General features: G+C 37.6%; 30 protein-coding genes and 1 tRNA gene. 21 read left to right on the top strand and 10 right to left on the bottom strand.

Annotated features, from left to right (window positions below):
• Positions 1–3: 3 nt before the first annotated feature.
• Both AAY42_RS02945 and AAY42_RS02940 read right to left on the bottom strand, forming a co-directional pair.
• Positions 4–483 carry a hypothetical protein gene (locus AAY42_RS02945; protein ID WP_055392507.1) on the bottom strand — a complete coding sequence of 160 codons (480 nt, stop codon included), beginning with the start codon at positions 481–483 and terminating at the stop codon, positions 4–6.
• A gap of 19 nt (positions 484–502) precedes the next feature.
• Positions 503–961: an Lrp/AsnC family transcriptional regulator gene (locus tag AAY42_RS02940; protein ID WP_055392506.1), complete on the bottom strand. Its 459-nt coding sequence runs from the start codon at positions 959–961 to the stop codon at positions 503–505.
• A gap of 151 nt (positions 962–1,112) precedes the next feature.
• On the opposite strand from AAY42_RS02940, the gene AAY42_RS02935 reads away from it, so the two are divergent.
• The 8 genes from AAY42_RS02935 (at position 1,113) to ribB (ending at position 10,618) form a co-directional block, all read left to right on the top strand.
• Positions 1,113–2,333, top strand: coding sequence for an aminotransferase class I/II-fold pyridoxal phosphate-dependent enzyme (locus AAY42_RS02935; RefSeq protein WP_055392505.1), 1,221 nt, complete (start codon positions 1,113–1,115; stop codon positions 2,331–2,333).
• A gap of 72 nt (positions 2,334–2,405) precedes the next feature.
• Positions 2,406–3,896, top strand: a complete 1,491-nt coding sequence (gene nhaC / locus AAY42_RS02930; RefSeq protein WP_055392504.1) for a Na+/H+ antiporter NhaC — start codon at positions 2,406–2,408, stop codon at positions 3,894–3,896.
• Between the two features lie 92 nt (positions 3,897–3,988).
• Complete coding sequence (tpx, locus tag AAY42_RS02925; RefSeq protein ID WP_055392503.1) at positions 3,989–4,495, top strand: thiol peroxidase; 507 nt, start codon at positions 3,989–3,991, stop codon at positions 4,493–4,495.
• Positions 4,488–4,853 (top strand): diacylglycerol kinase, encoded by a 366-nt coding sequence (locus AAY42_RS02920; RefSeq protein ID WP_055392502.1) that lies wholly within the window; start codon positions 4,488–4,490, stop codon positions 4,851–4,853. Before tpx ends, AAY42_RS02920 begins: the two co-directional genes overlap by 8 nt.
• A gap of 64 nt (positions 4,854–4,917) precedes the next feature.
• Positions 4,918–7,287 (top strand): FtsK/SpoIIIE family DNA translocase, encoded by a 2,370-nt coding sequence (locus AAY42_RS02915; protein WP_055392501.1) that lies wholly within the window; start codon positions 4,918–4,920, stop codon positions 7,285–7,287.
• 4 nt (positions 7,288–7,291) lie between these two features.
• A complete protein-coding gene (gene lolA1 / locus AAY42_RS02910; RefSeq protein ID WP_055397700.1) occupies positions 7,292–7,939 on the top strand; it encodes an outer membrane lipoprotein periplasmic chaperone LolA1 in 648 nt (215 codons plus the stop codon).
• 73 nt (positions 7,940–8,012) lie between these two features.
• Positions 8,013–9,476: an LptF/LptG family permease gene (locus AAY42_RS02905; RefSeq protein WP_055392500.1), complete on the top strand. Its 1,464-nt coding sequence runs from the start codon at positions 8,013–8,015 to the stop codon at positions 9,474–9,476.
• Positions 9,476–10,618 (top strand): 3,4-dihydroxy-2-butanone-4-phosphate synthase, encoded by a 1,143-nt coding sequence (ribB, locus tag AAY42_RS02900; protein ID WP_055392499.1) that lies wholly within the window; start codon positions 9,476–9,478, stop codon positions 10,616–10,618. Before AAY42_RS02905 ends, ribB begins: the two co-directional genes overlap by 1 nt.
• Here the strand turns inward: ribB and AAY42_RS02895 are convergent.
• Together AAY42_RS02895 and AAY42_RS02890 are read right to left on the bottom strand one after the other, a co-directional pair.
• Positions 10,615–11,808, bottom strand: coding sequence for a DegT/DnrJ/EryC1/StrS family aminotransferase (locus AAY42_RS02895; protein ID WP_055392498.1), 1,194 nt, complete (start codon positions 11,806–11,808; stop codon positions 10,615–10,617). The two genes, ribB and AAY42_RS02895, sit on opposite strands and share 4 nt — an antisense overlap.
• A gap of 64 nt (positions 11,809–11,872) precedes the next feature.
• A complete protein-coding gene (locus AAY42_RS02890; protein WP_055397699.1) occupies positions 11,873–12,628 on the bottom strand; it encodes a sulfite exporter TauE/SafE family protein in 756 nt (251 codons plus the stop codon).
• A 104-nt stretch (positions 12,629–12,732) separates the two neighbouring features.
• On the opposite strand from AAY42_RS02890, the gene AAY42_RS02885 reads away from it, so the two are divergent.
• Positions 12,733–12,817 (top strand) — tRNA-Ser (locus AAY42_RS02885).
• Between the two features lie 241 nt (positions 12,818–13,058).
• Here the strand turns inward: AAY42_RS02885 and AAY42_RS02880 are convergent.
• Together AAY42_RS02880 and AAY42_RS02875 are read right to left on the bottom strand one after the other, a co-directional pair.
• Positions 13,059–13,640: an RICIN domain-containing protein gene (locus AAY42_RS02880; RefSeq protein WP_139063629.1), complete on the bottom strand. Its 582-nt coding sequence runs from the start codon at positions 13,638–13,640 to the stop codon at positions 13,059–13,061.
• A 52-nt stretch (positions 13,641–13,692) separates the two neighbouring features.
• On the bottom strand, positions 13,693–15,027 hold the full coding sequence (locus AAY42_RS02875) for an integrin alpha (RefSeq protein ID WP_055392496.1): 1,335 nt from the start codon (positions 15,025–15,027) through the stop codon (positions 13,693–13,695).
• A 324-nt stretch (positions 15,028–15,351) separates the two neighbouring features.
• Between AAY42_RS02875 and AAY42_RS18095 the strand changes: the two genes are divergently transcribed.
• The 6 genes from AAY42_RS18095 to AAY42_RS02850 are packed head-to-tail and all read left to right on the top strand — an operon-like array spanning position 15,352 to position 18,993.
• Positions 15,352–15,516, top strand: a complete 165-nt coding sequence (locus AAY42_RS18095; protein ID WP_055392495.1) for a Lacal_2735 family protein — start codon at positions 15,352–15,354, stop codon at positions 15,514–15,516.
• 15 nt (positions 15,517–15,531) lie between these two features.
• On the top strand, positions 15,532–15,939 hold the full coding sequence (locus tag AAY42_RS02865; protein WP_055392494.1) for a DUF2452 domain-containing protein: 408 nt from the start codon (positions 15,532–15,534) through the stop codon (positions 15,937–15,939).
• A 1-nt stretch (position 15,940) separates the two neighbouring features.
• Positions 15,941–16,228 carry a TIGR03643 family protein gene (locus AAY42_RS02860; protein ID WP_055392493.1) on the top strand — a complete coding sequence of 96 codons (288 nt, stop codon included), beginning with the start codon at positions 15,941–15,943 and terminating at the stop codon, positions 16,226–16,228.
• Complete coding sequence (locus tag AAY42_RS02855) at positions 16,229–17,347, top strand: FAD-binding domain-containing protein (protein ID WP_055392492.1); 1,119 nt, start codon at positions 16,229–16,231, stop codon at positions 17,345–17,347.
• Between the two features lie 27 nt (positions 17,348–17,374).
• Positions 17,375–17,503 carry a DUF2256 domain-containing protein gene (locus AAY42_RS17895; RefSeq protein WP_082433538.1) on the top strand — a complete coding sequence of 43 codons (129 nt, stop codon included), beginning with the start codon at positions 17,375–17,377 and terminating at the stop codon, positions 17,501–17,503.
• Complete coding sequence (locus AAY42_RS02850; RefSeq protein WP_055392491.1) at positions 17,500–18,993, top strand: cryptochrome/photolyase family protein; 1,494 nt, start codon at positions 17,500–17,502, stop codon at positions 18,991–18,993. Before AAY42_RS17895 ends, AAY42_RS02850 begins: the two co-directional genes overlap by 4 nt.
• A gap of 103 nt (positions 18,994–19,096) precedes the next feature.
• Here AAY42_RS02850 and AAY42_RS02845 read toward each other — a convergent pair whose 3' ends face one another.
• From AAY42_RS02845 to AAY42_RS02830, 4 genes are all read right to left on the bottom strand, one after another.
• Positions 19,097–19,513, bottom strand: coding sequence for a hypothetical protein (locus tag AAY42_RS02845; protein ID WP_055392490.1), 417 nt, complete (start codon positions 19,511–19,513; stop codon positions 19,097–19,099).
• Positions 19,513–20,037 carry a glutathione peroxidase gene (locus tag AAY42_RS02840; protein WP_055392489.1) on the bottom strand — a complete coding sequence of 175 codons (525 nt, stop codon included), beginning with the start codon at positions 20,035–20,037 and terminating at the stop codon, positions 19,513–19,515. Before AAY42_RS02840 ends, AAY42_RS02845 begins: the two co-directional genes overlap by 1 nt.
• Positions 20,038–20,108: 71 nt before the next feature.
• The gene (locus AAY42_RS02835; RefSeq protein ID WP_055392488.1) at positions 20,109–20,336 is read right to left on the bottom strand and encodes a hypothetical protein; all 228 of its coding nucleotides are present in this window, start codon (positions 20,334–20,336) and stop codon (positions 20,109–20,111) included.
• Between the two features lie 272 nt (positions 20,337–20,608).
• A complete protein-coding gene (locus AAY42_RS02830; protein WP_055392487.1) occupies positions 20,609–21,718 on the bottom strand; it encodes a LytR/AlgR family response regulator transcription factor in 1,110 nt (369 codons plus the stop codon).
• Between the two features lie 225 nt (positions 21,719–21,943).
• On the opposite strand from AAY42_RS02830, the gene AAY42_RS02825 reads away from it, so the two are divergent.
• The 6 genes from AAY42_RS02825 (at position 21,944) to AAY42_RS02805 (ending at position 25,765) form a co-directional block, all read left to right on the top strand.
• Positions 21,944–22,309, top strand: a complete 366-nt coding sequence (locus tag AAY42_RS02825; RefSeq protein WP_139063627.1) for a hypothetical protein — start codon at positions 21,944–21,946, stop codon at positions 22,307–22,309.
• Between the two features lie 18 nt (positions 22,310–22,327).
• Positions 22,328–22,894, top strand: coding sequence for a YceI family protein (locus AAY42_RS02820; protein WP_082433303.1), 567 nt, complete (start codon positions 22,328–22,330; stop codon positions 22,892–22,894).
• Positions 22,891–23,307 (top strand): hypothetical protein, encoded by a 417-nt coding sequence (locus AAY42_RS02815; protein WP_055392485.1) that lies wholly within the window; start codon positions 22,891–22,893, stop codon positions 23,305–23,307. The genes AAY42_RS02820 and AAY42_RS02815 overlap by 4 nt, the downstream gene beginning before the upstream one ends.
• 3 nt (positions 23,308–23,310) lie before the next feature.
• Positions 23,311–24,159 (top strand): DUF5777 family beta-barrel protein, encoded by an 849-nt coding sequence (locus AAY42_RS02810; RefSeq protein WP_055392484.1) that lies wholly within the window; start codon positions 23,311–23,313, stop codon positions 24,157–24,159.
• Positions 24,160–24,169: 10 nt separating this feature from the next.
• Entirely contained in the window at positions 24,170–24,475 is a 306-nt protein-coding gene (locus AAY42_RS18090; RefSeq protein ID WP_139063626.1) for a heavy-metal-associated domain-containing protein, read from the top strand.
• Between the two features lie 102 nt (positions 24,476–24,577).
• A complete protein-coding gene (locus AAY42_RS02805; RefSeq protein ID WP_245625580.1) occupies positions 24,578–25,765 on the top strand; it encodes a hypothetical protein in 1,188 nt (395 codons plus the stop codon).
• Positions 25,766–25,789: the final 24 nt, after the last annotated feature.

The following is a 25,789-nucleotide window of genomic DNA, read 5'->3' as shown; positions in this document are numbered from 1 at the left end:
TATTTAAAAAGGAGCCAAGGGAAATTTAACAGCGCCATACCTACCCAACCAAATACCTCCAATAAGAGACAGATTCATTCCTGTTTCAAACCATAAGGGACCATGCCATTGTCCGCAGGCGGCAGCCACAGACATTTTTCCAATAATAAAAAGGGAAATGAAAAAATGTGGTACAAAATTGTCTTTAACCACAATCAACGTGGCAATGAATCCAGCTAAAATAGCCGAAGTGAAAAGTGACATGCTTCCAAGCACAAGGTCTTGGGATGAGGAGGAGCAAAAACTTAAATTTTCAAATAGGATATCCTCTGAAATAGTGGTGTAAAGCGTCAATGACAGTCCGCCAATGATTGTTGCCAGAACCGTGAGAAAGACTCGCGTACGGGAATTCATTTGTGAAAAGGTGTTTTTTTGATTGTTGTTTGTTTCTTGATTGGAGTAGAAATTAGGAATATCATCCCAATTCAACTTCTCTTTTAACACCTTATTAGGTTAAAGTTTCCTAAATATAAACGGAGGGGCTGTACTTTACTTCTTTTATGGAAAACGAACTTTGTGTACTACCAATATTGCTAATAGCGGTGAGTTTGGTGACCATAAACTCTCTATATTTTTTCATGTTCTTCACATTGACCTTCAAGATATAATCATAATCCCCGCTCACATGAAAACATTCCGAAACTTCTTCTAATTTTAGAATTTCCCGCTCAAATCGAAGTACATTTTCCTTGGTATGCTGTACCAATCGTATATGGCATAGCACTGTGAAGTCACGCTGTACTTTTTCCTTATCCAATAAGGCAACATAACCGGTTATGACCCCCGTTCGCTCCAGACGACGAATCCGTTCATAAACAGCGGTCTTGGATAATTGCAAATTATCCGCATACTCTTTTGTGGTTTTTTTACAGTCTTCCTGAAGTAATTTCACCAATTGTTTATCCTTATCATCAAGCTCCATACTGATTATTTTTCGGTTAAATCAAAAATTCTTCTCCAAAATAGAATTAAAATCTAAATTAATCTAATAAATAAGTTTAAAATCTATATTATAATATGATCATTGATATTAATTCACTTTTCTAATAATTTTACTGTTAAAACATTCAAAAATGGACTATAAAGCATCGGAAAACATTCAGGATTTACAGTATTTTGGTGAATTTGGAGGAGTAAATCCCTCAATTTCAGACTCATCAACCTATACATTTCTTTCAGCAAAAACAATGTTCGATACTTTTGAAGGCAATACTGAGGGCTGTTATCTGTACAGTAGACACTCCTCTCCTTCTAATTTATATTTGGGTGAAGCATTGGCACAATTGGAAGGAACCGAATCCGCAAATGTTTACGCCAGCGGTATGGGAGCCATCAGCGCTGTAATTATGCAATTATGCAATGCCAATGAGCATATTGTATGTAGCCGAACCATTTATGGAGGCACCTACGCGTTTCTAAAAAACTTTTTAAAGAAATTCAACATCTCTACCTCTTTTGTTGATATCACCAATTTGGAGACAGTAGAAATGTCCATTACATCAAACACCAAAATGATTTATTGTGAAGCGGTTAGCAATCCACTGCTTGAGGTAGCTGATATTACGTCACTTTCTAAACTTGCCAAAAAATATGGCATTCCATTGGTTGTGGACAATACCTTTTCGCCGCTAAACATAAACGCGGCCAAACTTGGAGCTGACATTGTTGTGCATAGCCTTACCAAATTCATAAATGGGAGCAGTGATTGTGTTGCGGGAGCAGTCTGCGCTTCCACAGAGTTTTGTCTTAGTCTAAAGGATGTAAACGATGGCGCTGGAATGCTGTTGGGCAGCACTTTGGACAGTCTTAGAGCGGCATCAATCCTAAAAAACATGCGGACATTGCATATCCGTATTAAAAAACATAGTGAAAATGCACACTATTTAGCTTCAGCATTTAAAAATGATGGGCTTAAAGTTGTCTATCCAGGTCTAGACAATCATCCCGGTCATAAAATCATGAAGAATCAAATGAACCCTGAATATGGTTTTGGCGGATTAATGACTTTGGATGTTGGTTCCTTGGAAAATGCCAATGCCTTGATGGAATTAATGCAAAAAGAGAAGTTGGGCTATCTGGCCGTTAGTCTTGGTTTTTACAAAACATTGTTTAGCGCTCCAGGCACCTCCACCTCTTCGGAAATTCCTATGGAAGAACAGGAAGAATTGGGTCTATCCCATGGACTCATTCGCTTTTCAATAGGTTTGGACAATGATATCCATAAAACATATTTAACCATGCGTTCTTGTATGGAGAAATTGAACATCCTACCTAAAACAATTCTTTTGGCTTAAAAAGGGATTGTTGACCTGTTTGGAGAACAAGCTTCAAAATCGTAATATTACCTTTCACCAAACACCAACCTAATGTCAAAAGAAAAGCAAAAAGCAAAATATAGGGAAGACGAAAACATCATCGAAAATAGAGAACTGAATATTTGGGAAGCCCTTATTCCAGTTTTTGCTTTAGTAGGTATGTTGGCTTACAACGTTTATGTTTTTGGAGATGATGCCTTAAGTGGTTCCAACCAATTCATTTTGCTGTTGGGAGGAGCAGTTGCTGCTATAGTTGGGTTTTTCAATAAAGTATCGTATAAGCAAATGATTTCCGAAGTAGCGGAAAACGTGAAATCCACAACTGGTGCCTTGCTTATTTTATTAATGGTTGGTGCACTTTCTGGAACTTGGTTGGTTAGTGGTATCATTCCTGCTATGATTTATTATGGTTTACAAATATTAAATCCTACTATTTTTCTAGCAGCATGCGTAATTATCTGCGCCATTATTTCCATTGCTACGGGTAGTAGCTGGACAACTGCTGCTACAGTTGGTATTGCTCTAATAGGCATTGGGGAGGCTTTGGGCATTTCTCTAGGAATGACTGCGGGAGCGGTTCTTTCGGGGGCCTATTTTGGTGATAAAATGTCACCGCTAAGTGATACGACTAATTTGGCTCCGGCAATGGCAGGTGGTGATTTGTTTTCCCATATAAGATATATGACCTGGACGACAATTCCCACCATATCGATTACCCTCATAGTATTTATAATTCTTGGATTTACAATTGATACCTCTGGAGTTGCGGATACCGATACTATTCTTAAAAATATTAGCGCAACGTTCAATGTGAATGGATGGCTTTTTATAGTGCCATTAGTAGTTATCTTTTTAATCGTAAAAAAAGCTCCGCCACTTTTGGCTTTATTGATTGGCACATTATTGGGAGGAGTCTTTGCATTAATTTTTCAACCTGAGATTGTAACAACTTTAGGTGGTGGTACAAGCTTAAATTTTGAATCTGGTTACAAGGGTATCTTAAATGCAATTACTGTTGACACTAATATAGCAACGGATGATCCTGCACTAAATGATTTATTTTCTTCTGGAGGTATGGCCGGGATGTTAGGTACTATATGGTTAATTGTTTGCGCTATGGTTTTTGGCGGCATTATGGATGGTATTGGCGCTCTGGCACGCATTACCAAATCACTTTTAAGTATGGCTAAAACAACATTCGGGCTCTTTGCAAGTACAGTTGGTAGCTGTCTAGCCCTGAACGTAACGGCATCCGATCAATATCTCGCCTTGGTTGTTCCTGGAAAAATGTTTTCAAAAGCATATAGGGAAAGAGGCCTGGCTCCTGAAAATCTTAGTAGAACATTGGAAGATTCAGGTACGGTTACCTCTGTTCTGGTTCCTTGGAATACTTGTGGGGCATACCATAGTGGAGTTTTAGGTGTTGGTGTGGGGGAATATTTTATGTATGCCATATTCAACTGGTTAAGTCCTTTTATGACCTTACTATTTGCTGCCCTAAGAATAAAAATAAAACAATTGGCAACACCTGCAAAAGCATAAGAAAACCTTTAAATTTAGATTAAATATTTTAAGATAAGCGTGCCTATAAGCGTTTATCTTTTTACCTTCACATCAAAATAAATCAATACGATATGGCTTCAATTACCTTAGGAGGAAACCCAGCAAATACAGTTGGTGAACTTCCATCGCTAAATACAAATGCTCCAAGTTTTACACTTACAAAATCAGACCTATCCGAAGTTTCTTTGTCGGATTACAGCGATCATAAACTTGTGCTGAATATTTTCCCAAGTGTGGATACAGGGACGTGTGCAAAATCAGTTCGCCAATTTAATGAGGAAGCTGCTAAGCTTGAAAACACTAAAATTTTGTGCATTTCAAAAGATCTTCCATTTGCACAAGCACGTTTTTGTGGTGCTGAAGGAATTGAAAATGTAGATATGCTTTCCGATTACAAATCAGGAAACTTTGGTAACGATTATGGAGTTGCCTTTGCTGATAGCGCATTTGAAACGCTTCTTTCAAGATGTATTGTTGTAGTGGATGAAAGTGGAAAAATCGTCCATACAGAACAAGTTTCTGAAACAGCGGATGAACCAAATTACAAAGCTGCTTTAGATGCAATTTTGAATGCCTAAAGAATCTTTTTTCAAAAATAGAATCAAAAGTGTGGGATATGCCCTAAAGGGCATGTTCCTTCTTTTACAAACCGAGGCAAGTATTAAAATTCAGTTTGTAATTGCTTTGGTGGTCACCGGAGCTGGCTTCTATTTTAATATTTCCAATACAGAATGGATGATTCAGTTGGTTGCCATTGGTATGGTTATGGGAATAGAAGGGCTTAACACTGCAGTGGAAAAAATATCGGATTTTATTCAACCAGAAAATGACCCCAAAATTGGTTTTATAAAAGATATATCGGCAGGAGCCGTAATGATTGTATCTATTTTGGCCGGCATTGTTGGATTGCTAATCTATGTGCCAAAATTGGTATAAGTTACATCTAAGAACATCTTTAGCAACGTAAATTTGTAAATTAGCCCCCATATTATAAAGATTAATGGCAAAAAAGAGGACAAAATCCAAACCTACATCCGCCAAAAAAGGTTTTTCATTAAAACTCTCAAAGCAAAACAAAATTATTCTGGGCAGTCTTTTGATTGTCCTTAGTATAGCTTTGTTCTTCTCCTTTATGTCGTATTATTTTACGTGGCAGGAAGACCAGAGCATGCTTTCCGAGTTTAGTGATAGAAATGCAGAAGCAAGCAATTTGTTGAATAAATTTGGTGCTGGTATAAGCCACTTTTTCATGTACCAAGGTTTTGGGCTTGCCTCATTTACATTTCCTTTATTATTGGCTATTACCGGACTATATCTTTTTCTTGGTTTAAACAGCAAAGGACTTGTAAGCAAGTGGATTTGGGGGTTGACAGGTGTTATTTGGATTTCAGTGGCACTTGGTTTTTTTGCTTATGAACAACCGCTCTTAGGTGGCCTTATCGGTTACGAAATGAATGATTTTCTTCAGGACTACACTGGAAAGATAGGTGTGTTTTTGCTGTTGATATTTGTTCTGATTATAATCCTGGTGCAACTCTTCAACTTTTCACCCGAAGGTATTGCCCACTTTTTTCGTTCCCAAAGACAAAACCTTAAATCCGACCTTAAAAAAGAAAAGTCAAAAGCTAAAATTTTGACAACCGATGAAGGTAGTATTGAATTAAACATGGACACTGTTGCTCCCATTGTTGTGGATACTTATACACACAAAAAAGACATTCCTCCACTTGAAAATGAAGCTGGCTTGGACGTTAACCTTCCGCAGGAAGAAGAAATAGATATTGATTTAAAGGTTGAAAAAATAACCGAAGAAAAAGAAGAAAAAGATATAAAAGCTGACAAATTGGTTAAGGATTTTGGGGAATTTGACCCAAAATTGGAGCTTGGAAATTATAAATTCCCCCCATTGGAATTATTGGAACCTCATGGGGCCTCCGGTGGTATCACAATCAACCAAGAAGAGCTTGAAGAAAATAAGAACAAAATTGTAAGCACCCTCAAAAATTACAAAATTGGGATTGCACAAATAAAGGCCACTATTGGTCCTACGGTTACGCTTTATGAAATTGTCCCCGAAGCAGGTGTTCGTATATCCAAGATTAAAAACCTTGAGGACGACATTGCACTTTCACTAGCGGCATTGGGCATACGAATTATTGCCCCTATTCCTGGAAAAGGAACCATTGGTATTGAGGTTCCCAACAAGAATGCCACCATAGTTTCCATGCGCTCCGTAATTGCTTCTAATAAATTTCAAAAGGCAGAAATGGAGCTTCCCATAGCCTTTGGAAAAACCATTAGCAACGAAACGTTTGTGGTTGATCTGGCCAAAATGCCGCACATGCTTATGGCGGGTGCCACGGGTCAAGGAAAATCAGTTGGGCTAAATGCCGTTATCACTTCATTGCTTTACAAAAAGCATCCGGCCGAGGTCAAATTCATTTTGGTTGACCCCAAAAAAGTGGAATTGACACTTTACAACAAGATTGAACGCCATTTCTTGGCAAAGCTTCCAGATTCGGATGAAGCTATTATTACAGACAATACCAAAGTAATCAATACCTTGAATTCGCTTTGTATTGAAATGGATAACAGGTATGAATTGCTCAAATTGGCAATGGTCCGAAACATTAAGGAATACAATGTCAAATTCAAGTCAAGAAAATTAAATCCTAACGATGGGCATAAGTTCCTTCCGTATATTGTTTTGGTGATTGATGAGTTTGCAGACTTGATCATGACCGCTGGGAAAGAAGTAGAGACCCCTATTGCCAGATTGGCACAATTGGCAAGGGCGATTGGCATTCACTTAATTATCGCTACGCAAAGACCTTCGGTAAACGTGATTACGGGAATCATAAAGGCCAACTTTCCGGCAAGGATTGCGTTTAGGGTTACCTCAAAAATAGATTCCCGAACAATTTTGGATGCTCAAGGTGCCGATCAACTCATCGGTCGGGGAGATATGTTGTTCACCCAAGGTAATGATGTCACGCGATTGCAATGTGCTTTTGTGGATACTCCTGAAGTTGGTAAAATCACAGAATATATTGGCTCCCAACGTGCCTATCCAGATGCACATTTGCTTCCTGAATATGTTGGCGAAGAATCTGGCACGGGGATTGATTATGATATTTCGGATAGAGATGCTATGTTCAGAGACGCTGCTGAGGTTATTGTAACCGCACAACAAGGTTCTGCTTCTCTTATCCAACGAAAATTAAAATTGGGATATAACAGGGCTGGAAGAATCATTGATCAATTGGAAGCGGCAGGAATAGTCGGCCCTTTTGAAGGCAGCAAGGCTCGTCAGGTTTTAGTACCGGACATCCTTTCCCTAGAACAACTATTGCAAAATGAAACAAAATAAAATTATGCTTAAAAAACAACTTCTTTTTATTGCACTTTTTACTGTGGGGGTTTTCTCTTATGGACAAAGCGATGCCAAAGCAAAGGCACTTCTTGACGAGGTCTATACTAAAGTGATGAATTACAATAATATATATGTTGATTTTAAATATTCTTTAGAGAACACCGAGGCCAATACTAAAAGTGAAACCCGGGGAACTGCAACATTGGAAGGAAATAAATATTTGGTTGACCTTTTTGGGTCACAGCAGCTATTTGATGGCTCCAAAGTGTACACTATTGTTCCAGATAATGAAGAAGTGACGATTGAAGACCAAAGTGATGATGAAAATACCATTACACCATCAAAAATGTTGACCTTTTACAAGGATGGACACAATTACAAATGGGATATCGTACAAAATATACAAGGTAGAAAAATTCAATATATTAAGTTGATTCCCATCGATACCAACACAGAGATAAAATCTATTTTATTGGGCGTGGATACACAAACCAAACATATCTACAAATTAATAGAAACGGGCAAAAATGGTACTAAAACAACCATTACCGTTAATTCTTTCAAAACCGATCAGCCCTTGTCAAATACCTTGTTTACCTTTAACGCGAAAAAATACGAAGACCAAGGGTATTACATCATAAGAAACTAGTGTATTGAAAATTCTTGACCGATATATTTTATCGAGATTTCTCTATAACTTCTTCAGCTCTTTCTTCATCTTAATGGTCATATTCATCTTTCAGGGTATATGGCTTTTTATAGATGATTTAGCTGGAAAAGGTCTTGGTATCGTTATTATTGGCAAGTTTCTTTTTTACTATATGCCCAGTCTGGTAGATAAGGTGTTACCCCTTACCGTGCTGCTTTCTTCCATTCTTACCTTTGGTACTTTTGCAGAAAATTATGAGTTTGCGGCAATGAAGGCTTCTGGCATTTCTTTACAGAGAGGCATGCGAAGTCTCATTGTATATGTGATTTTCTTGGGAGGCGTAACCTTTTTTTTCGCAAACAATGTTATTCCAAAATCAGAACAAAAAACCTATAACCTAAGAAGGAATATTGCCAAAGTAAAACCTGCAGCCGCAATCACAGAGGGTGTTTTTAGTGATTTTGAAGGCACAGGTGAAGGAATGAACATCAAGGTGGATAAGAAGTACGGAGAACAAGATCGTTTCTTGGACAATGTTATTATTCACAAGAAAACCAAACAAAGTATCAATAATACAGTAATCAAAGCCGAGGCTGGTGAATTGATCAGTAGTGAGGATTCAGATATTATCCAATTGGTATTAAAAGATGGAAACTACTACGAAGAATTAATATCAAAATCAACCAAGGAAAAAAGAAAACACCCATTTGCCAAATCAAAATTTGAGACCTATACAATTAATATTGATGTTTCGGAACTGAACAATCAAGATTTTGATGAAGACCGTAATGTTACCACGGACAAGATGAAAAATGTAGGGCGCTTGATCAAGGATATTGATTCTTTAAAAAAGAACAACTTAGAAAAAGTTGAAGCTTTCTCTAAAAATATCGTTACCAGAATGGGAGCTTTTTACAATCCTGCAAAAATAGATTCCACTAAACGAAAACAATCCAATACGAATCTTATCAAAGATGTTGTACAAAATGATGTGGATGATTTGGTCAAGCAAAACAAGCCCAAAACGGATAGCATTGAGACAATAGATCAGCTTTTATCAAAACTTAAGGAATATCAGCACACACAAACGATTAACAGAGCTAAAAACTCCGTTTCCAGTATTTTAACAACGGTCGTTGCCAAAAAAGATGAATTGCAGAAAAGGTTTAAGTTCTATAACAGTCATATTTTGTCCTTGCATAAAAAATATGCCCTTGCATTTTCGTGTATTATTCTATTCTTTGTGGGAGCACCATTAGGTGCAATTATTAGAAAAGGAGGACTTGGACTACCTATGGTCATTGCTATTGTTTTATTTTTGACCTACTATTTTATTGGTGTTTTTGCAGGGAATTATGCCAAAGAAGGAAACATTCACCCTGCGCTTGGCGCATGGCTTTCAACCTTGATCATGCTCCCACTTGGCATCTTTTTAACCAAAAGGGCAACCGCAGACAGGGGGCTTACCGGTTTTGGACATATTATAGATATAGTAAAAGGTTTTTTTAAAAAGAAAGAAAAAGTTTCTGAAAAATAATGGTGACTAAGGAAAAGAAGATAAAATTGCACGCAATAGAAGATGCTATTGAGGACATCAGGCAAGGAAAGGTCATAATCGTCGTGGATGATGAAAACCGAGAGAATGAAGGCGATTTTTTGGCGGCTGCCGAATTGATTACCCCCGAGACCATAAACTTTATGGCCAAGCATGGACGCGGTCTTATTTGTGCACCACTTACTGAAGGTAGGTGCGAAGAATTGGGGCTCCATATGATGGTCACACACAACTCCGACCCTCTAGAAACCGCTTTTACAGTTTCCGTAGACCTTAGAGGTAATGGTGTCACCACAGGTATTTCGGCATCCGATCGGGCCAAAACAGTTATTGCACTTACAGAGAAGAATACCAAACCGCATGAATTGGCTAGACCTGGACATATTTTCCCATTGATTGCAAAGGAAGGTGGTGTTCTAAGGAGAACGGGGCATACAGAAGCTGCTATTGATTTTGCCAGATTGGCAGATCTTAAACCAGCAGGAGTGATTGTTGAAATCATGAATGAAGATGGTAGTATGGCACGCTTACCCGAGCTTATTAAGGTAGCCGAAAAGTTTGATTTAAAGATTGTTTCCATTGAGGATTTGATTGCCTATCGCATGGAACATGATAGCCTTATTGAACGAAAGGAGGCTTTTGATATAAAAACCAGGTTTGGAGATTTTCGCTTACGTGCTTACAAGCAAACCACCAACGACCAAGTACATATCGCTTTGGTTCGTGGTACCTGGAAAAGTGGGGATCCCATTTTAACGCGGATAAATTCCACTCTGGTGAACAATGATATGCTGGGTACTTTGACCAATAATCCTGATGAAACATTGCATAAAATGTTCACCGCGCTCAATGCTGAGGAAAAAAGCGCCATGATATTCATTAACCAAGGGAATCAAAATGTGAATCTGCTGAGTCGTTTGGCCGAATTCAAAAAATTACAGTCCCCGGAAGGAATTACCAAGGCTCCAAAAATTGAAATGGACAACAAGGATTTTGGTATTGGAGCACAAATTCTTCACGATCTCAACATTTCCAAAATTAGATTGCTTACCAATTCCGGGAAAACCCGTCGTGTGGGTATGGTGGGCTATGGTTTGGAAATTGTAGAATATGTGAATTATTAAACTACTTGTTTAATAATTTCAACCATTTTTTTGGCACGCTGTTGAACTTCTTCGGCTGTCCAACTTAGTTTAATCAAACATGAAATGGTTCGTCCTATCCATTGGTCAGAAGCTGAAAAATCTGCACTTGAGTAATCCGGTAAATTATTTTTGACTTCATTGGGCAGTTTTCCCAAAGATTCCAAATTGGTCAGATGCTCCCATTTTCGATAGTAATGCCAATTATTATCATACCAATAAAAACAGGCATCAATTCCATTAGTACCCAAGGATTTATGCACTTTTTGAGTGATTTCCTTAGTGGGTAGATAAAAGCTTAAAAATGAATAGTTTTCTACGCCTCCTTCAGGTACACGCCTAAAAGTTACTTCAGGAATGGAGGATAACGCTTCTCTTACAATAGTATAGTTCCGTTCTTGGAGTTTCAAAAATTTATCCAACCGTGAAACCTGAGCCAAGCCTACCGCTGCATGTAACTCGGAAATTCTAAAATTATAACCTAAAAAGGGATGTTGCTCAGCTCCCCTGTCATTGCCGATGTGGTCATGTCCATGATCAGAATATTTTTGGGCATTTTCGTAATAGACATCACTATTGGTTATCAATGCTCCACCTTCTCCACAGGTTATCGTTTTTACATAATCAAAAGAAAAACAGCCTAAATGACCAATGCTGCCCAAGGGTTTTCCCTGATAGCTCCCTCCTATTGCCTGGCAAGCATCTTCCAACAATAATAGACTATGTTTTTCACAGATTGATTTTAATGTTGCCAAGTCAGCCATGGAACCACACATGTGTACAGGCATGATCACTTTCGTTTTCTTGGTTACTGCTTTTTCCACTGCTGCTGGATCTAGGGTAAGGGTATCATCCACATCAACTAAAATGGGGATGGCACCTAAGGCCAATATGGATTCAAAACTTGCAACGAAAGTAAACGTAGGCATGATCACCTCATCTCCAGCACCCACTCCAGCACTGGCTAAAGCTATGGTCAGCGCAGCCGTTCCACTACTGACCAAATGTGTATACTTCACCTGCATTCGATTTGAAAGTGCTGCTTCTAGTTCTTTCGCTTTCCAATGCCCATTGCGCATTCCATCAAACCCATATCGCATCAAAACTCCAGAATCAAGCACGTCCTGTACCTGAGTGCGTTCTTTATCTCCAAAAAGTTCAAATCCCGGCATTCTTGTTTTAGATTATTTCGGTTAACAAATATTTTGTTTTATGGTTTTAAAGTATGCTGATGCGCTACGTAAAAAACCATAATTTGATGGCCATGATAACAACCATTACCACTAAAAAGGTTTTTATAAACCCGTCTCCTTTTTTTACGGAAAATCGACTAGCAACCCATGCTCCCGTTCCATTGCCAATGGCTAAAATAAAGCCAAGTTTCCAATTTACCTTGTCATTAAAAGCAAAAACGGCTAGGGCCGATAGCATGTAAATCAAGACCACCACCACTTTTGTGGCGTTTACCCTGACTAGGTTCATTCGATTTACAAAATGCATGAACAAAATCATTAAAAAACCTAATCCTGCATTTATGAAACCTCCATAAATCCCAAAAAAGAAGAATACAATGATACTAAGCCACAAGTATTTACCTGTTAGCCGTTCCTGCATTTCAATCAATTTCATTTTAGGCTTAAAAATAATTATCAGTACCACAGCTAACATCACGATAGCCAAAATCTGATTAAATGTTTCACCTTTGATATCAACTGCAATTCTTGCTCCAATTATTGACCCCAAAAAAGCCGAAATTCCCAAATACACATTAAAAGGATATGTAGATATTCCCTTGCTCTTGAAACCGGCAGTGGCCATAGCGGTCTGGATTACAATAGCAACCCTATTGGTACCATTGGCCACACTTGGGGGCAGCCCTAAAAATATTAGGGTTGGTAATGAAAGTAACGATCCTCCTCCTGCAATGGTGTTTATAAAACCGACAGCAAAACCAACAACTATTAAAAGTGCATAATGATACCACTCGTTCATGGGCGTAAAAGTAATGGGTAATATTGGAATCTTTTCCATTAAAAAAATAAAGTGTTGGAGCTTTTAAAGAAATAAAAAAGGTTAGTATATTTGCACCCGCATTAGGAGAAATGGCAGAGTGGTCGAATGCGGCAGTCTTGAAAACTGTTGAGGGTCACACCTCCGGGGGTTCGAATCCCTCTTTCTCCGCTCATCCCTTGTAAGTCAATGATTTGCAAGGGTTTTTTGTTTTTAAGAGAATTTAAAAGGATAACCATTACTACTAATTATTGATTTTCTTTGTCTGGATCATCTTAATCCTACGGAAATTAATGATGAACGATTGGATGAAAAACTATACTAGGCAGACCGACCTAACGGCCTCATTCATAAATTGTAACGAAAAAACAAACAATACTAGCCTTAATTTTTTTAGATAGTAATTTGTTTTCTAATCGGGATTTGGAGCTGTACCCTTAATTACCCATTTTTTTAAACGTACGTCCGTGGTGGCAATTGGTTCCAACGAAAGTGTACGAGACATATAAGGACCTGCACTAGCACTAGTAGCGCCAACAGTAAGGCAAAGGGTATCATCTCCTTCGGGTATAAATTCACCGCTTTCACTATTGTAATTAAATTTCTGATTTGATGAATTAGCATCACTTTGAACGAGGTTCAAAGTCATACCCTGTATAGGACCCCCAGTCATTTCTATACAAAAACCATCATACTCAGCTGAAAAAATTTGATGCGTTTCTTCGTTATAATAAAATTGCACATCACCGCCTGTTGGTTTGCAGGAATGCGCATGTACTATATCACTGAATCCATTTCCTTGGGTGTCTATGCACCATCCCAAGTTATCCTGCTCATCAAGATTATCTGCAAGATAAATAACCGGTTCTGGTGTTTGAACACTAGGGGAATTCAATTCATTCCCTGTAGTCTCAGGTTCTTCTATATCCTCGTTTTTGTCATTGTTACAGCTAAAGATTAATAATGTAGTAAAAAGAATACATAAGTTTTTCATTTTCTTATTTTGAAGGATTAAAAAATCTTTGCTGCCAACCATTAATTTTGAACTACAAGGGTCTAAAAAAAAGTGTGTACAAAGAACCTGTGCTTCCCGTCCCTACTCCCCCACCAAAGTTTATTGCAATGGAACCATCACCTTTTAAATCACCTACATAGGAAATAGAGCGTGCAAAACGATCTCCAGCATCAAGAACCAAATCAAAGTCACCTTCTGTTGCACTAATTTTATCATACGATTTTACGGTTTTATCGGCATTTAAATACAATACATATCCGTTACCTTCATTTTGTTGATTTGCTCCCGTAACCAAATCCGTAATTCCGTCTCCATCAATGTCTCCAGCAGCGCACATGGCATGGCCAAACTGTGCACCAAAAGTACCATTAGGGTTCTCTTCCAAATCGAGTGTTTCTGTAAAACCGTTTAAACCATCAGTAATTTTAATTTTGGAATCAACATTATAAGTTGTTGCATCCAATGAAAGTATCCATATGGCACCTTTACCACCATCAGACAAAAATGCACCCACAGCCATCTCTATAGTTCCATCATTATCCAAATCTCCAAGCATAGCAGCTTCCCTTCCTCCAAATTGGTCTCCATCCTCCAATCCTGTGCCAAAACCACCTTGTGTAGAACTAATGGTTACGGTATTGGCATACATAACTTGTGATGCTTCATTTAAAAACAAGATATCTATAGCACCGCGATCTGTTCCACCATCATTTGATCCTGGGTTGCAAGCAACTAAATCTATTCTATTATCGTTATTGATATCTCCAATAGCTGTTAACCCTTGAGCTATTATATTTTCATTTTTGACAAAATCTTTTACGGTTCCATCTTCGTTGAGATGAATAATATATAAGGAGTTATTCGGGGGGACAGGAGATGATACTGCAATATCTGGAATACCGTCACCATCATAGTCACCAATACCGGCCACTCCATAACCAAAGAAATTTCCAGCATTTAAAGTTTCATCAAATCCACCTTCCAAGGTTGATATTTTTTGATTGGACAAAACGGAACCGTCAGTATTCATAAACAAGATATAAACGGCTCCTGCATCAATTCCACCATCATCATCCGATCTTGCACCAATAACAAAATCTATGACCCCATCACCATTAACATCACCTATAGCATCATGGTCTCTAGCGAACCTATCTCCTGAGTCTAAATCAGCAACAAGCCCACCTGAGCCATTCTCTATTTTAACATACCCTTCAGCTTGATACTTTAATTCTGGTGTTTCATCATCGTCATCATTTGTTTCTTCAATACTAGTTTCCTCGTCATCAACCGCTACTTCCGAATCACTGCTACAGTTTAAAAAAAGGAAAAGAAAACACAAGAAAAAGAGTTTTTTGTCAATCATAATTTTTAGAGAAAAATTAACATTTATAGTATGACTAAAATTTATGCTGATGGTTTAATTGGATTATCTTTTTTATTTGGACTTATCCTGCTGAATGCTGCAAAAGTCAGATAAGGGTCATTTGATTAGCTTTAGTAAAGTTCAGGGACAATTAAAAATCCATCCTTCTTTTCAATGCTAAATACCAATTCTAAGCTTCAATCATTTAAGTATTTACTAAAAATCACATCATTTTGTTTAATATAAATACTAAATAGTTAAACATTTTGTATTTTTACAAAAAACGGAAGCTCATCTCTAGAATTTTCGAATCAAAAAAAAGTAATGTTCGGATTATTTAAAAAGAAATCAGAAAAAGAAAAATTGCAAGAGCAGTACAAAAAGTTATTGAAGGAAGCTCACACATTATCTACTACCAACAGAAAATTGAGTGACGAAAAAACGTTTGAGGCTGAAGAAGTGATGAAACAGCTTGAAAAACTTAGTTAATGCTGTTTAATAAAAATGAAAGAAGTAAAAAAACCAGACAACATAGTTTTCGATTCAGAAACCCAGAAATATGATGCAGCTATCAAGCCGTATGCTACTTCTGTTGGAGCCCCTGTAATAACTGCTACAGATACTATTGCATGGAAAAATAGAAGCATCAACAAAGTAAACCATAAGATTGAAGCCCGATATTTAGAATTAAAAGCGGAATATGATAAAATGTTACTTGAGTTTGAGTTGAACAAACTCATTTTTAATGCAAAATTTAATTTTGAACCCATTATAGGCCAAATATATCATCTCTATAAAAAAGAGAATGATGAAACTTTTCTCTCCATCATAGCGCCAGAACAATGCCGCTTCAACGCTATGGGCAGTTTTTATTTGAATGCAGACCAAATCTGGGAAAAAATAATGGAATGAGATGGTAGAAACAAAACAGTTTACCGAAAGAGAATTGGACCGTATTATAGAAATGGCTTGGGAAGATCGTACTCCTTTTGAAGCTATTTTGTTTCAGTTTAGCGTACCAGAAAAAGATGTTATTAAGATAATGCGTGGAAATCTTAAATCTTCCAGTTTTAAACGATGGCGAAAACGTGTAAATAGTGGTGTCAGCCAAAAACACCTAAAAAAACGCAATCCAAATATTACCCGTTTTAAATGCTCGCGACAAAAGGCAATCTCAGGAAATAGAATAAGTAAACGCTAAATGGGGTTATTTGAAAATCCAGGTTCCATATTTCCTCTTTCTTATACCGAAATCCTTCAACGCGTTAGAAATGTAAATCCTGTTAAGTATGGTTCAACACGAAACTACGTAAATGGCTCGGTCACCTATCTTTCGCCTTATATTTCAAGAGGCATTATTTCAACTAAGTTCATTCTTTCAGAGATTTTAAACCAAGGCCATAAACCTGCCCAAATTGAAAAATTTATACAAGAGTTGGCTTGGCGCGATTACTGGCAGCAGGTATGGATAGCAAAAGGCGAAGCCATCAACAAAGACATAAAACACAAACAAAATCCTGTTTCCAATACAGCTATTCCAAAAGCAATTGTAGATGGCGATACTGGTATTAGAGCTATAGACAAAGCCATTAAAGAATTTTACGAAACAGGCTATCTCCATAATCACATACGGATGTATATTGCAGCATTGACTTGTAATTTAGGACAAAGTCATTGGAAAGTGCCTGCACAATGGATGTACTACCATTTATTGGATGCAGACTGGGCAAGTAATGCGCTAAGTTGGCAATGGGTCGCTGGAGCAAATTCGAACAAAAAATATGTTGCCAATCAAGAAAACATTAATAAGTACTGTTTTACAGACCAAAAAAACACCTTTTTAGATGTGCCCTATGAAGCTTTTGCTTCTATGCCAATTCCTAAAATTCTGGAAGATACACGTACACTAGCATTGAAAACGACCTTACCAAAGCAAAAAACGATTAATATTGATGAAGCCCTTCCTACTTGCATTTATAATTTTTACAATTTAGACCCTCTTTGGAAAAGGGATATTGCTGCAAATAGAATTCTATTGTTAGAACCTTCCCATTTTGCGCACTATCCTATATCCCAAAATACAATCGATTTTATACTAAACATTTCTAAAGAAAATATAAACGGTATTCAAATCTATGTAGGAGAATTTAATGAGCTTATGATGGCATATAACCTAAGAGATATCTATTACAAGGAGCATCCTCTGAACAAAAGCTATGAAGGTGTTGAAGAACCCAGGGAATGGATGTTTGATGTGCAAGGTTATTATCCCTCTTTCTTTGCCTATTGGAAAAAATGTAAAAAACAACTTCCCTATTGAAATCCAATGCCACATAATTTCCAGAGAATGAAAAAACAACACCTTCCCCAAAAAATATGTATTGTTTGCGAGCGTGCGTTTACATGGCGCAAAAAATGGGAGAAAAGTTGGGAAGAGGTAAAATATTGTAGTGAACGCTGTAGAAAGAATAAATGAAACAGATTAATATCATATTTCCGCATCAACTATTTGAAAAATCACCACTTTTTAAAGTAGTTGCACCATTTTACATCGTCGAAGAATATCTGTTCTTCAAGCAATACCCTTTTCATAAGCAAAAAATAGCTTTTCACAGAGCAACAATGAAACACTATGCAGATTTCCTTTCCAAGGATAAAAATCTCGATGTACACTATATTGATGCCACAAAGGATATTTCAGATATCAGATTGCTGATTCCTGAACTGAAACGCCAAGGTGTTGAGCATATCAATTATATAGACCCAACGGATAATTGGCTTCAAAAAAGATTGGATAAAGGTTTTCGCGAAAACAACATAACAGCTATCTGCAATGATTCACCTTTATTTTTAAATACGAAGGATGAACTGGGTGATTTCTTCAGAAACAATAAAAAGAAGTACCATCAAACCACATTTTACACGGAACAACGTAAAAGACAAAACATTCTCATAGAACCAGATGGAAAGCCTACGGGTGGAAAGTGGACTTTTGATACTGAAAACAGGAAAAAATATCCGGCCACTAAAACACCTCCAGCTATTCAATTCCCGGATGTAGATGTATATTATGAAGAAGCCAAAGCCTACGTTGCTAAACATTTCCCAAACAATTTAGGACACCTTACGGAGTATCAATTATATCCAACAAACTTTAAGGCTACAAGGTCTTGGCTCAATCAATTTTTTGAGCGACGTTTTATGGAATTCGGGGTATATGAAGATGCGATTGTTGCAGAAAATTCAATACTAAATCACAGTGTATTGACACCAATGCTGAATGTAGGTTTGATTACTCCCAAAGAGATCATAGATGCTTGTCTGCTCTATGCAGAAGAAAACAATGTTCCCATCAATTCTACCGAAGGTTTTATACGCCAAATCATAGGTTGGCGAGAGTTTATACGAGGTGTTTATGAATCTAGGGGGAGTGAAGAACGTACAACCAATTTTTGGAAATTTAAAAAGAAAATACCTGTTTCTTTTTATGATGGCACTACGGGCATTCTACCTATAGACCAAACCATTAAAAAAGTGATGCAAACCGGTTATTGCCATCATATAGAACGCTTAATGGTATTGGGTAATTTTATGATGTTATGCGAGTTTGACCCAGATGAAGTATATAGATGGTTCATGGAACTTTTTATTGATGCATATGACTGGGTGATGGTAACCAATATCTATGGTATGAGCCAATTTGCAGATGGCGGGCTAATGGCGACCAAACCCTATATAAGTGGTAGTAATTATTTAATGAAAATGAGCAATTATAAAAAAGGCGAATGGCAAGCTACCTGGGATGGGCTCTTTTGGCGATTTATGCATACCCACCGTGATTTCTTTTTATCAAACCCTAGACTGGGGATGCTTGTAAAAATGTTTGATAAAATGCCAGCTGAGAAGCAACAAAAACATCTTGAAGCTGGAGAGCAATACTTATTTTCCTTAGAAAATCAACAATAATATTTAATACAAGCTTTATAAATATTGGAATCAATTAAAGCCTAGAGACTTTAGTATACATTTTACCAATAGACTTTTTTAATACAACGTATACTGATGCTAATTAAGCAATGGAATGGTTAACCATGCTATATAGAAATAGAGTGGTCCATAGCAACGTTCTAATCCAGTTTTTCTTAACCAATGACCTGAGCATTTTCTCGCTCACTTTTCCTTTTGAAATATTGGAATGAATAGGAACAAACTGAAAGAAGGTAGATATCCAAATAACTAAAACAATACCCAAACTTATAATAGTATATGCAGTAACAGATATAACTACCTGATAGATATAAATACCAAGTTGCCCAAACATTAGGGGTATTACTATGGGGTTTAATTTGCGGATATATTCTTTATGCCAACCGACCAGGTTTTCAGTTCCATAATGAATGAAGCTCGGATATACTATTCGCTGTATGATCCAAATCAGTACCATTAGCCCAAAATCCAGTAAAAGATGTATGATTTGGAAAGACATTAAAGGTGCCTCGTTATTTTTGGACTCATTGGTTTGGTGATTGAAAAGTAATAATCAATAAGATTGCCTTTTTCATCAACTAAATACTTTTGAAAATTCCATTTTACACTAGAACTCTTTTTGCTATTGAGGTCTTTAGAAGTGAGCCACTTGTACAAAGGGTGCTGTTTACTTCCTTTTACATGTATTTTTTCAGTAAGCAAAAATGTAACACCAAAATTCAGCTCACAAAATTCTTGAATTTGCGAGGCATCACCAGGTTCTTGCTTACCAAACTGGTTGCACGGCAAACCAATAACAACAAGTTCTTCCTTGTACCTATCACTCAAAGCTTGTAGCTCTTTGTATTGTTTGGTAAAACCACATTCAGAGGCTACATTGACAAAAAGAATGTGCTTTCCTTTATATTGGGAAAGACGGATAGGGATGCCACCCAAAGTATTAATGTTGATATCATAAAGCGAATTGATTTTTACATCCTTGGAAGCGCTTGGTGCCAATTTTGCTTTTTCAACTATTCTCATAAGTAATGCTTTAAAAAGATAATATTTCTAGAACCGTTTCTCCCAAATACGATTCCTGTTGCACAGGACTGCTATATTCCGAGGTTAGGCCTTCCTTTCAAACGAATATCAATTCTTTTTTTCTTCGCAGTTATACGCTTCATCACATCCATCAAGCTTGTATCTTTAGTCTTCTTATAAATCTCGTTAATAGCTAAAACTAGTCGTTTTGCTTCTCTTGAAGCTACCACTCTATCGCTAGTGGACATATGACTCATTTTTGCTTTTTCGAATGCTGCTGCCTCTTGCAAAATATCCATAACATCTTTTTGTTTAAACTTATATAAATATAATTAAACAAAATTATATTGACAAAAGGTACGTTTTCATTATGACTACTTTAACAGTCTCTTATAGACCAAATATCAATCTTAAAACTCAAAAAAAAAATAGTGAAACAGAGTTATCGGGTGCGGTTAAAATTCCAAAAACCTTTTAGACCTATAAACAGAATTTTAGATAGTTCCTCTTTCCCCGGGGGAATCCTCCTAATCATAAAATGATTATCAAGGATTATTTGCTTCACCTCCTTTTACAAATTCAACCACTGTTTAAACTCCGCAGCCTTGTTCTTGCTTATAATAATATCAATTTCAGAATTTGGATTGACCAATATTTTTAATTGGTTGTTACCGTATTTTACAATTTTGTCAATTGCGGAAATGGCAATTATAGCCTGTCTGTTGGCCCTAAAGAAATAACTGCTGTCCAAATTGGAGAACAATTCGTCCAGACTTAAATTGGAAACAGACCTCCTCCCCTCAATGGAAACCACATAGGTGATGGAGTTTTCGGTATAAATATGGGCAATTTCCTCTGTAGGAACAGGTAGCAGCTCGTTTCTTACGTAGGTCAATATCCTTTTTTTGGATGAACTCTCCCTTGTGGGTCCTTCAACCTGTTTATCGCTCACCTTTTGCTGATAGTCGCCCACGGCCCGGTTAAGCTTGGATAGATTGATTACTTCATCTTCCAGTTTTCTGTTTTTGAGTTCCAGTCGCTTCTCATAACTGCTCCCAATCAAGCGTACCACAATTACGAAAGACAACACAACCACAAAACCCATAATCAACAGTATGGTGTAGAAATTATTTCGGAGCTTGTTTATCCGCTGGGAAATTTTATCCGTATTGGCGTGCGCAGCCAAAATCCAGTCGGAGTTCTTAATTGGGAATAGATAAATCACCTCAGATTCCTTTTCCGAACCTTCAAAATTCCGCACACCGCCTACCTCTTTGCGGGTTTGGAGCAAGCTATAAAAATCATCGGAGCTTAAATCATCGGTAACAGAAGAAACAAAAGACTGATTGGGACTCACCTTTTGCCCAACTTGCTTAATATCTGGGTGACAAACCTGATTACCGGACCAATCAAAAATACTCACAAAACCTGTTTCCAGATCAGAGCTTTCCAAGCTGTTTTGAATATTGTCTATGAGTTGTTCCTTGTCAATTCCATTTTCTAGTTGATAACTTATAAAGGTTCCGAGTTCCTTTGCTTCCCTTTTTCCAAATTCCAATTGGGTATCCAATATTTGATTGGCACTCACTTTTACAAAATAGTGGATGGCAATACTTCCCATCAAAATAAAAATGATGGTGAGTGAAAGAAAGGTGTAGAGATAAAGCCTGTCTTTGCGCATTTTATATAGCAGTTCTTTTGCGCCCTAAGATACTAATTTGAAAAATTGGAAAAACAAAAAGTGAAATTCCAATCCAATTCACATTTTAACGAATCCGTTCAACCCTGTTTTTTCCCAATCAAAGCCAATTTTTCCCTTTCACACAGAATATATAGGTAGAACTGCTTGGTTTTCAATTGCTTTGAACTCGAAACAATTTTAAGTATTAACCTAAAAAGAACACCAATGAAACATGCATTTAAACTTATGTCCTTCATTCTTATCATGCTGATTGCAGCTTGCTCATCAGAAAGTACAGAAGATTTAACCCCACCCGATGAAACCGGAGATGGCGATGATGGGGATAACACAACTGAAGTAACCTACACTGCAGACATAGCCCCACTTCTATCCAGTAATTGCCTGGGTTGTCATTCCAATCCACCACAAAATGGTGCTCCAATGGCATTGACCACCTTTAGCGCAGTACAGAGCAGGGCCAGTGGGATATTTAATAGAACTAATAATGGTACGATGCCGCCAAGCGGTAAACTACCCCAGGCCAACATAGATTTAATACAGGCTTGGATTAATGCCGGTACTCCAGAATAAAATTTTAAAAGAATAACTATGAAAAGTATACTCAAGAGTGCCATCATCTTGGCCACTTTTTTAGGAAGCCTAGGCTCGCAAAACGTTTTTGCACAAAATAGATACGTGGAACGCAATGGCGAAATTCAGTTTGAAGCTTCAGAAAAATTGTTTGAAGAAGTCAAGGCTACCCATGAATCTGTAACTGGAATCTTGGATGTTGCCACTGGAGAAATTGCCGTCTTGGCCTTGGTAAAAGGATTCCGCTTTAAAAATTCATTGATGGAGGAACATTTCAATGAAAATTATATAGAATCCGAAAAATATCCAAAAGCCTCCTTTAAAGGCAAATTGAATGGATTTGATTTTGAAAGTCTGACCGACAATTGGACAAACATCTCAGTGGATGGGAAATTAATATTGCATGGAAAAGAAAAGCTGATAACCCCCGCATTGATGTTTAGAAAGCTGGACGGTTCTGTGGTCATGAAGGGGTCGTTTATTGCGGCCCCATCTGACTTTGACATTAAAATTCCCAAAATAGTTGAAAACAAGATTGCCAAAGAGGTAACCATTAATGTTGAATTTAATTTCTCTAAAAAATGAACTGGAAAAAAATAATTTCCATAGGAGCCATTTGCCTAACAGCCTTTGCAGGGCTGGGCTATTATCTAATTTTTGGGGCTGGTCCAAGAAACATCCTTGATGAGAAAGCCAGTTTCGTCCTTAACGCCAACGAACTTCAACATCCCTTTAAAAATGGGGAGCATAGAACGGCTGTTTCCTATATAGATGAGGTTGCACAGGTAAACGGTAGTGTAACTGCCTATGAGGGAAATACCCTAGAGTTGGACTACAAAGTCCAAGTAAACTTGGTAAATAATCCAGATTCCACTGTTCAAATAGGTAGTGTAGTTTCTGTTAAGGGCAGATGTGTGGGATATGATGACCTGCTGGAAGTTGTAAAAATGGATCAGGCCATGCTACTCGACAATAATATTAACGACTTTAACCTTTAATACATGAAATCTTTATTAATCGCTATCTTATTAATTCCGTTTATGGTGCTATCGCAGGAAAATGACCTTCTTGCTGAAATCGATACCATGAGTCTTAACGATCCCGTTAAATCCGCATTCAAGGGTTTAAAGATTGTCAATTTTGAATCCACAAAAATGGTCTCACAGGGCGAGCTTTATTTTGTGGTATCCCATAGATTTGGATCTGTAAAAACCGGGTTTGAAGACTTTTTTGGACTAGATCAGGCCGTTACCCGACTGAATTTTATCTACGGTATATCGGATGGCATCAATGTTGGAGTATCGCGCAGTTCGTTTCAAAAGATATATGAATCCTCTTTAAAGTTGCGACTACTCAGTCAAAGAGATCAAGGTTCACCATTTTCCATTGTCAGTTTCAACACATTTTTGATAAACACCCAATTGGATGAAGTTAATCTCCCCCTCCTTGAATTTGTTGATAGACTGGGGTATACTTTTCAATTACTGGTTTCAAGAAAGTTCAACGAAAACTTTTCATTGGAGCTTATCCCCACCTTCTTCCATGAAAACTTTGTGGCCATAGATGAGCAGGATAATTCCCAAATGGCAATCGGTATTGGGGGGAGGCATAAACTTTCCAAAAGATGGTCTTTAAATCTTGACTACGGAATTCATTTAAATAGAGCTGAGAATTCCCCCTTCAAAAATCCATTTTCCGTTGGTTTTGATTTGGAAACAGGAGGACACGTTTTTCAATTGCACTTTACCAACGCCCAACCTATGAACACCAATGGTTTTCTGGGTCAAACAACGGGTGACTGGGGAAGTGGTGATTTCTTCTTTGGTTTTAATCTTTCAAGAGTCTTTTAAAAACAACGATATGAAAACAGGTTTAGCAAAAATTCCAGTGCAGAATTCGTTCTGTGCATCATGCTCCCATCAGATTAGGAAGGAGCTCCTAAAAATAGAAGATATAAGCAACGTCCATCTCTTCCCTACAGAATCTTTGGTCGTCTTTAATTTCGTGAGGGCCAATGAGCTTTCAACCGCATTGAATGTATTGACAGATTTAGGATATCCCCAGGTAGGTGACCGCATTAATGGTAGAAATCACCATCCTCCGTATTGCACTTGTACTAGAATGAAACAAAAAAATACATATCTGTATAACCGCACTACGGTTTGATGGTAGTCAAGTCCTTTTTGGAATTGACTGTTCAATAAATGAAAAACAACTGGTAATAAATTACCGAACAAGAATTAATTAACTATTTAAATATCAAAAAAAATGAAAAAGTTCTTTTTATCAATATATGCCCTTTTACTTTTAGTTGGCTGCACAAGTGATGACAGTTATGGTGATGACCCGGGAGATGACAATCCCGCTCCGGAAGAAAACGCTGTAAGACTTTCCAGTGACGCCACCTTTGGCAATATCCTGACCAATTCTGAAGGTTTTACCCTTTATTTCTTTGCCCCGGATAGCAATGGGGAATCCAATTGTTCAGGTGGATGTATCGATGCCTGGCCAGTATTTAATGCTAGCGAACTTACCTTGGACAATGGCTTGGATGAAGGGGATTTTGGTTCTATTACAAGAGGTGATGGCGCAATACAAACTACCTACAAAGGATGGCCGTTGTACTTATTTGGAAATGATGCAAATGCCGGAGATGCGAATGGTGACGGTTCCGGTGGTGTATGGTTTGTTGCAAAACCCGATTACTCCATTATGATAACAAGAGCCCAATTGGTGGGAAGGGATTCTGGTGGTACTGAGACCAATCTAACCGGGAATTACGAGCCCGGAGACGAGCAGACCTTCTATATAACTGATGCTGAAGGCAATACCTTATATAGTTTTATCAACGACACTAATAGCAAAAACAATTTTACTGCGGAAGACTTTTCCAACGACCCTGTTTGGCCCATTTTTGAAGAGACTTTGGACAATATCCCAAGCACCCTAGATGAAGCCGATTTTGGCTCCATTGATGTTTTTGGAAGACAACAAGTGACCTACAAAGGATGGCCCTTGTACTATTTTGGACAAGATGCACAACGAGGTGACAACTTTGGCGTTGGATTTCCTGCTGCCGGTATATGGCCCATACTCAACACAGATACAGAAGAAGCTCCTGAAGCAGAAACGGACAAGACAACCTACAATGTAACAAATCAAGCTGCATCGGCCTATCTTTTTACTGGTGAAGGTTTAACAGATGCTGTTAACCCAAATATTACTTTAAAAAGAGGTGAAACATATGAATTTGTAGTGGATTCTCCAGGGCATCCGTTCCTGATTAAATCAGTGCAAAGCACAGGTACGGGTGACACCTACAATGATGGCGTTACCAATAATGGCTCATCCTCAGGTACCATTTCGTTTACTGTGCCAAATGATGCTCCAGACACCTTATTTTATGTTTGTGAGTTTCATGGACCTATGACTGGAACCCTTACGATTACAGATTGAAAATAAGAGTAGTGTTTATTAGTT

The sequence above is a fragment of the Flagellimonas eckloniae genome, assembly GCF_001413955.1.
Lineage (GTDB): Bacteria > Bacteroidota > Bacteroidia > Flavobacteriales > Flavobacteriaceae > Flagellimonas > Flagellimonas eckloniae.
Note: the sequence above shows the minus strand (reverse complement) of the source record. Positions and strands in the feature narration are given on the sequence as shown.

What these genes read in the sequence shown, in the direction of transcription:
- AAY42_RS02940 (WP_055392506.1), bottom strand. Translation starts at nt 961, where the DNA reads ATGGAGCTTGATGATAAGGATAAACAATTGGTGAAATTACTTCAGGAA.
- AAY42_RS02890 (WP_055397699.1), bottom strand. Translation starts at nt 12,628, where the DNA reads ATGAACGAGTGGTATCATTATGCACTTTTAATAGTTGTTGGTTTTGCT.
- AAY42_RS02815 (WP_055392485.1), top strand. Translation starts at nt 22,891, where the DNA reads ATGAACTGGAAAAAAATAATTTCCATAGGAGCCATTTGCCTAACAGCC.
- AAY42_RS02875 (WP_055392496.1), bottom strand. Translation starts at nt 15,027, where the DNA reads ATGATTGACAAAAAACTCTTTTTCTTGTGTTTTCTTTTCCTTTTTTTA.
- AAY42_RS02860 (WP_055392493.1), top strand. Translation starts at nt 15,941, where the DNA reads ATGGTAGAAACAAAACAGTTTACCGAAAGAGAATTGGACCGTATTATA.
- AAY42_RS02830 (WP_055392487.1), bottom strand. Translation starts at nt 21,718, where the DNA reads ATGCGCAAAGACAGGCTTTATCTCTACACCTTTCTTTCACTCACCATC.
- AAY42_RS02850 (WP_055392491.1), top strand. Translation starts at nt 17,500, where the DNA reads ATGAAACAGATTAATATCATATTTCCGCATCAACTATTTGAAAAATCA.
- AAY42_RS02935 (WP_055392505.1), top strand. Translation starts at nt 1,113, where the DNA reads ATGGACTATAAAGCATCGGAAAACATTCAGGATTTACAGTATTTTGGT.
- AAY42_RS02820 (WP_082433303.1), top strand. Translation starts at nt 22,328, where the DNA reads ATGAAAAGTATACTCAAGAGTGCCATCATCTTGGCCACTTTTTTAGGA.
- AAY42_RS02915 (WP_055392501.1), top strand. Translation starts at nt 4,918, where the DNA reads ATGGCAAAAAAGAGGACAAAATCCAAACCTACATCCGCCAAAAAAGGT.
- AAY42_RS02810 (WP_055392484.1), top strand. Translation starts at nt 23,311, where the DNA reads ATGAAATCTTTATTAATCGCTATCTTATTAATTCCGTTTATGGTGCTA.
- lolA1 (WP_055397700.1), top strand. Translation starts at nt 7,292, where the DNA reads ATGCTTAAAAAACAACTTCTTTTTATTGCACTTTTTACTGTGGGGGTT.
- AAY42_RS18095 (WP_055392495.1), top strand. Translation starts at nt 15,352, where the DNA reads ATGTTCGGATTATTTAAAAAGAAATCAGAAAAAGAAAAATTGCAAGAG.
- AAY42_RS02805 (WP_245625580.1), top strand. Translation starts at nt 24,578, where the DNA reads ATGAAAAAGTTCTTTTTATCAATATATGCCCTTTTACTTTTAGTTGGC.
- AAY42_RS02920 (WP_055392502.1), top strand. Translation starts at nt 4,488, where the DNA reads ATGCCTAAAGAATCTTTTTTCAAAAATAGAATCAAAAGTGTGGGATAT.
- ribB (WP_055392499.1), top strand. Translation starts at nt 9,476, where the DNA reads ATGGTGACTAAGGAAAAGAAGATAAAATTGCACGCAATAGAAGATGCT.
- AAY42_RS02905 (WP_055392500.1), top strand. Translation starts at nt 8,013, where the DNA reads ATGGTCATATTCATCTTTCAGGGTATATGGCTTTTTATAGATGATTTA.
- tpx (WP_055392503.1), top strand. Translation starts at nt 3,989, where the DNA reads ATGGCTTCAATTACCTTAGGAGGAAACCCAGCAAATACAGTTGGTGAA.
- AAY42_RS02845 (WP_055392490.1), bottom strand. Translation starts at nt 19,513, where the DNA reads ATGTCTTTCCAAATCATACATCTTTTACTGGATTTTGGGCTAATGGTA.
- AAY42_RS02835 (WP_055392488.1), bottom strand. Translation starts at nt 20,336, where the DNA reads ATGGATATTTTGCAAGAGGCAGCAGCATTCGAAAAAGCAAAAATGAGT.
- AAY42_RS02880 (WP_139063629.1), bottom strand. Translation starts at nt 13,640, where the DNA reads ATGAAAAACTTATGTATTCTTTTTACTACATTATTAATCTTTAGCTGT.
- AAY42_RS02855 (WP_055392492.1), top strand. Translation starts at nt 16,229, where the DNA reads ATGGGGTTATTTGAAAATCCAGGTTCCATATTTCCTCTTTCTTATACC.
- AAY42_RS17895 (WP_082433538.1), top strand. Translation starts at nt 17,375, where the DNA reads ATGAAAAAACAACACCTTCCCCAAAAAATATGTATTGTTTGCGAGCGT.
- AAY42_RS02865 (WP_055392494.1), top strand. Translation starts at nt 15,532, where the DNA reads ATGAAAGAAGTAAAAAAACCAGACAACATAGTTTTCGATTCAGAAACC.
- AAY42_RS02825 (WP_139063627.1), top strand. Translation starts at nt 21,944, where the DNA reads ATGAAACATGCATTTAAACTTATGTCCTTCATTCTTATCATGCTGATT.
- AAY42_RS02895 (WP_055392498.1), bottom strand. Translation starts at nt 11,808, where the DNA reads ATGCCGGGATTTGAACTTTTTGGAGATAAAGAACGCACTCAGGTACAG.
- AAY42_RS02840 (WP_055392489.1), bottom strand. Translation starts at nt 20,037, where the DNA reads ATGAGAATAGTTGAAAAAGCAAAATTGGCACCAAGCGCTTCCAAGGAT.
- nhaC (WP_055392504.1), top strand. Translation starts at nt 2,406, where the DNA reads ATGTCAAAAGAAAAGCAAAAAGCAAAATATAGGGAAGACGAAAACATC.
- AAY42_RS18090 (WP_139063626.1), top strand. Translation starts at nt 24,170, where the DNA reads ATGAAAACAGGTTTAGCAAAAATTCCAGTGCAGAATTCGTTCTGTGCA.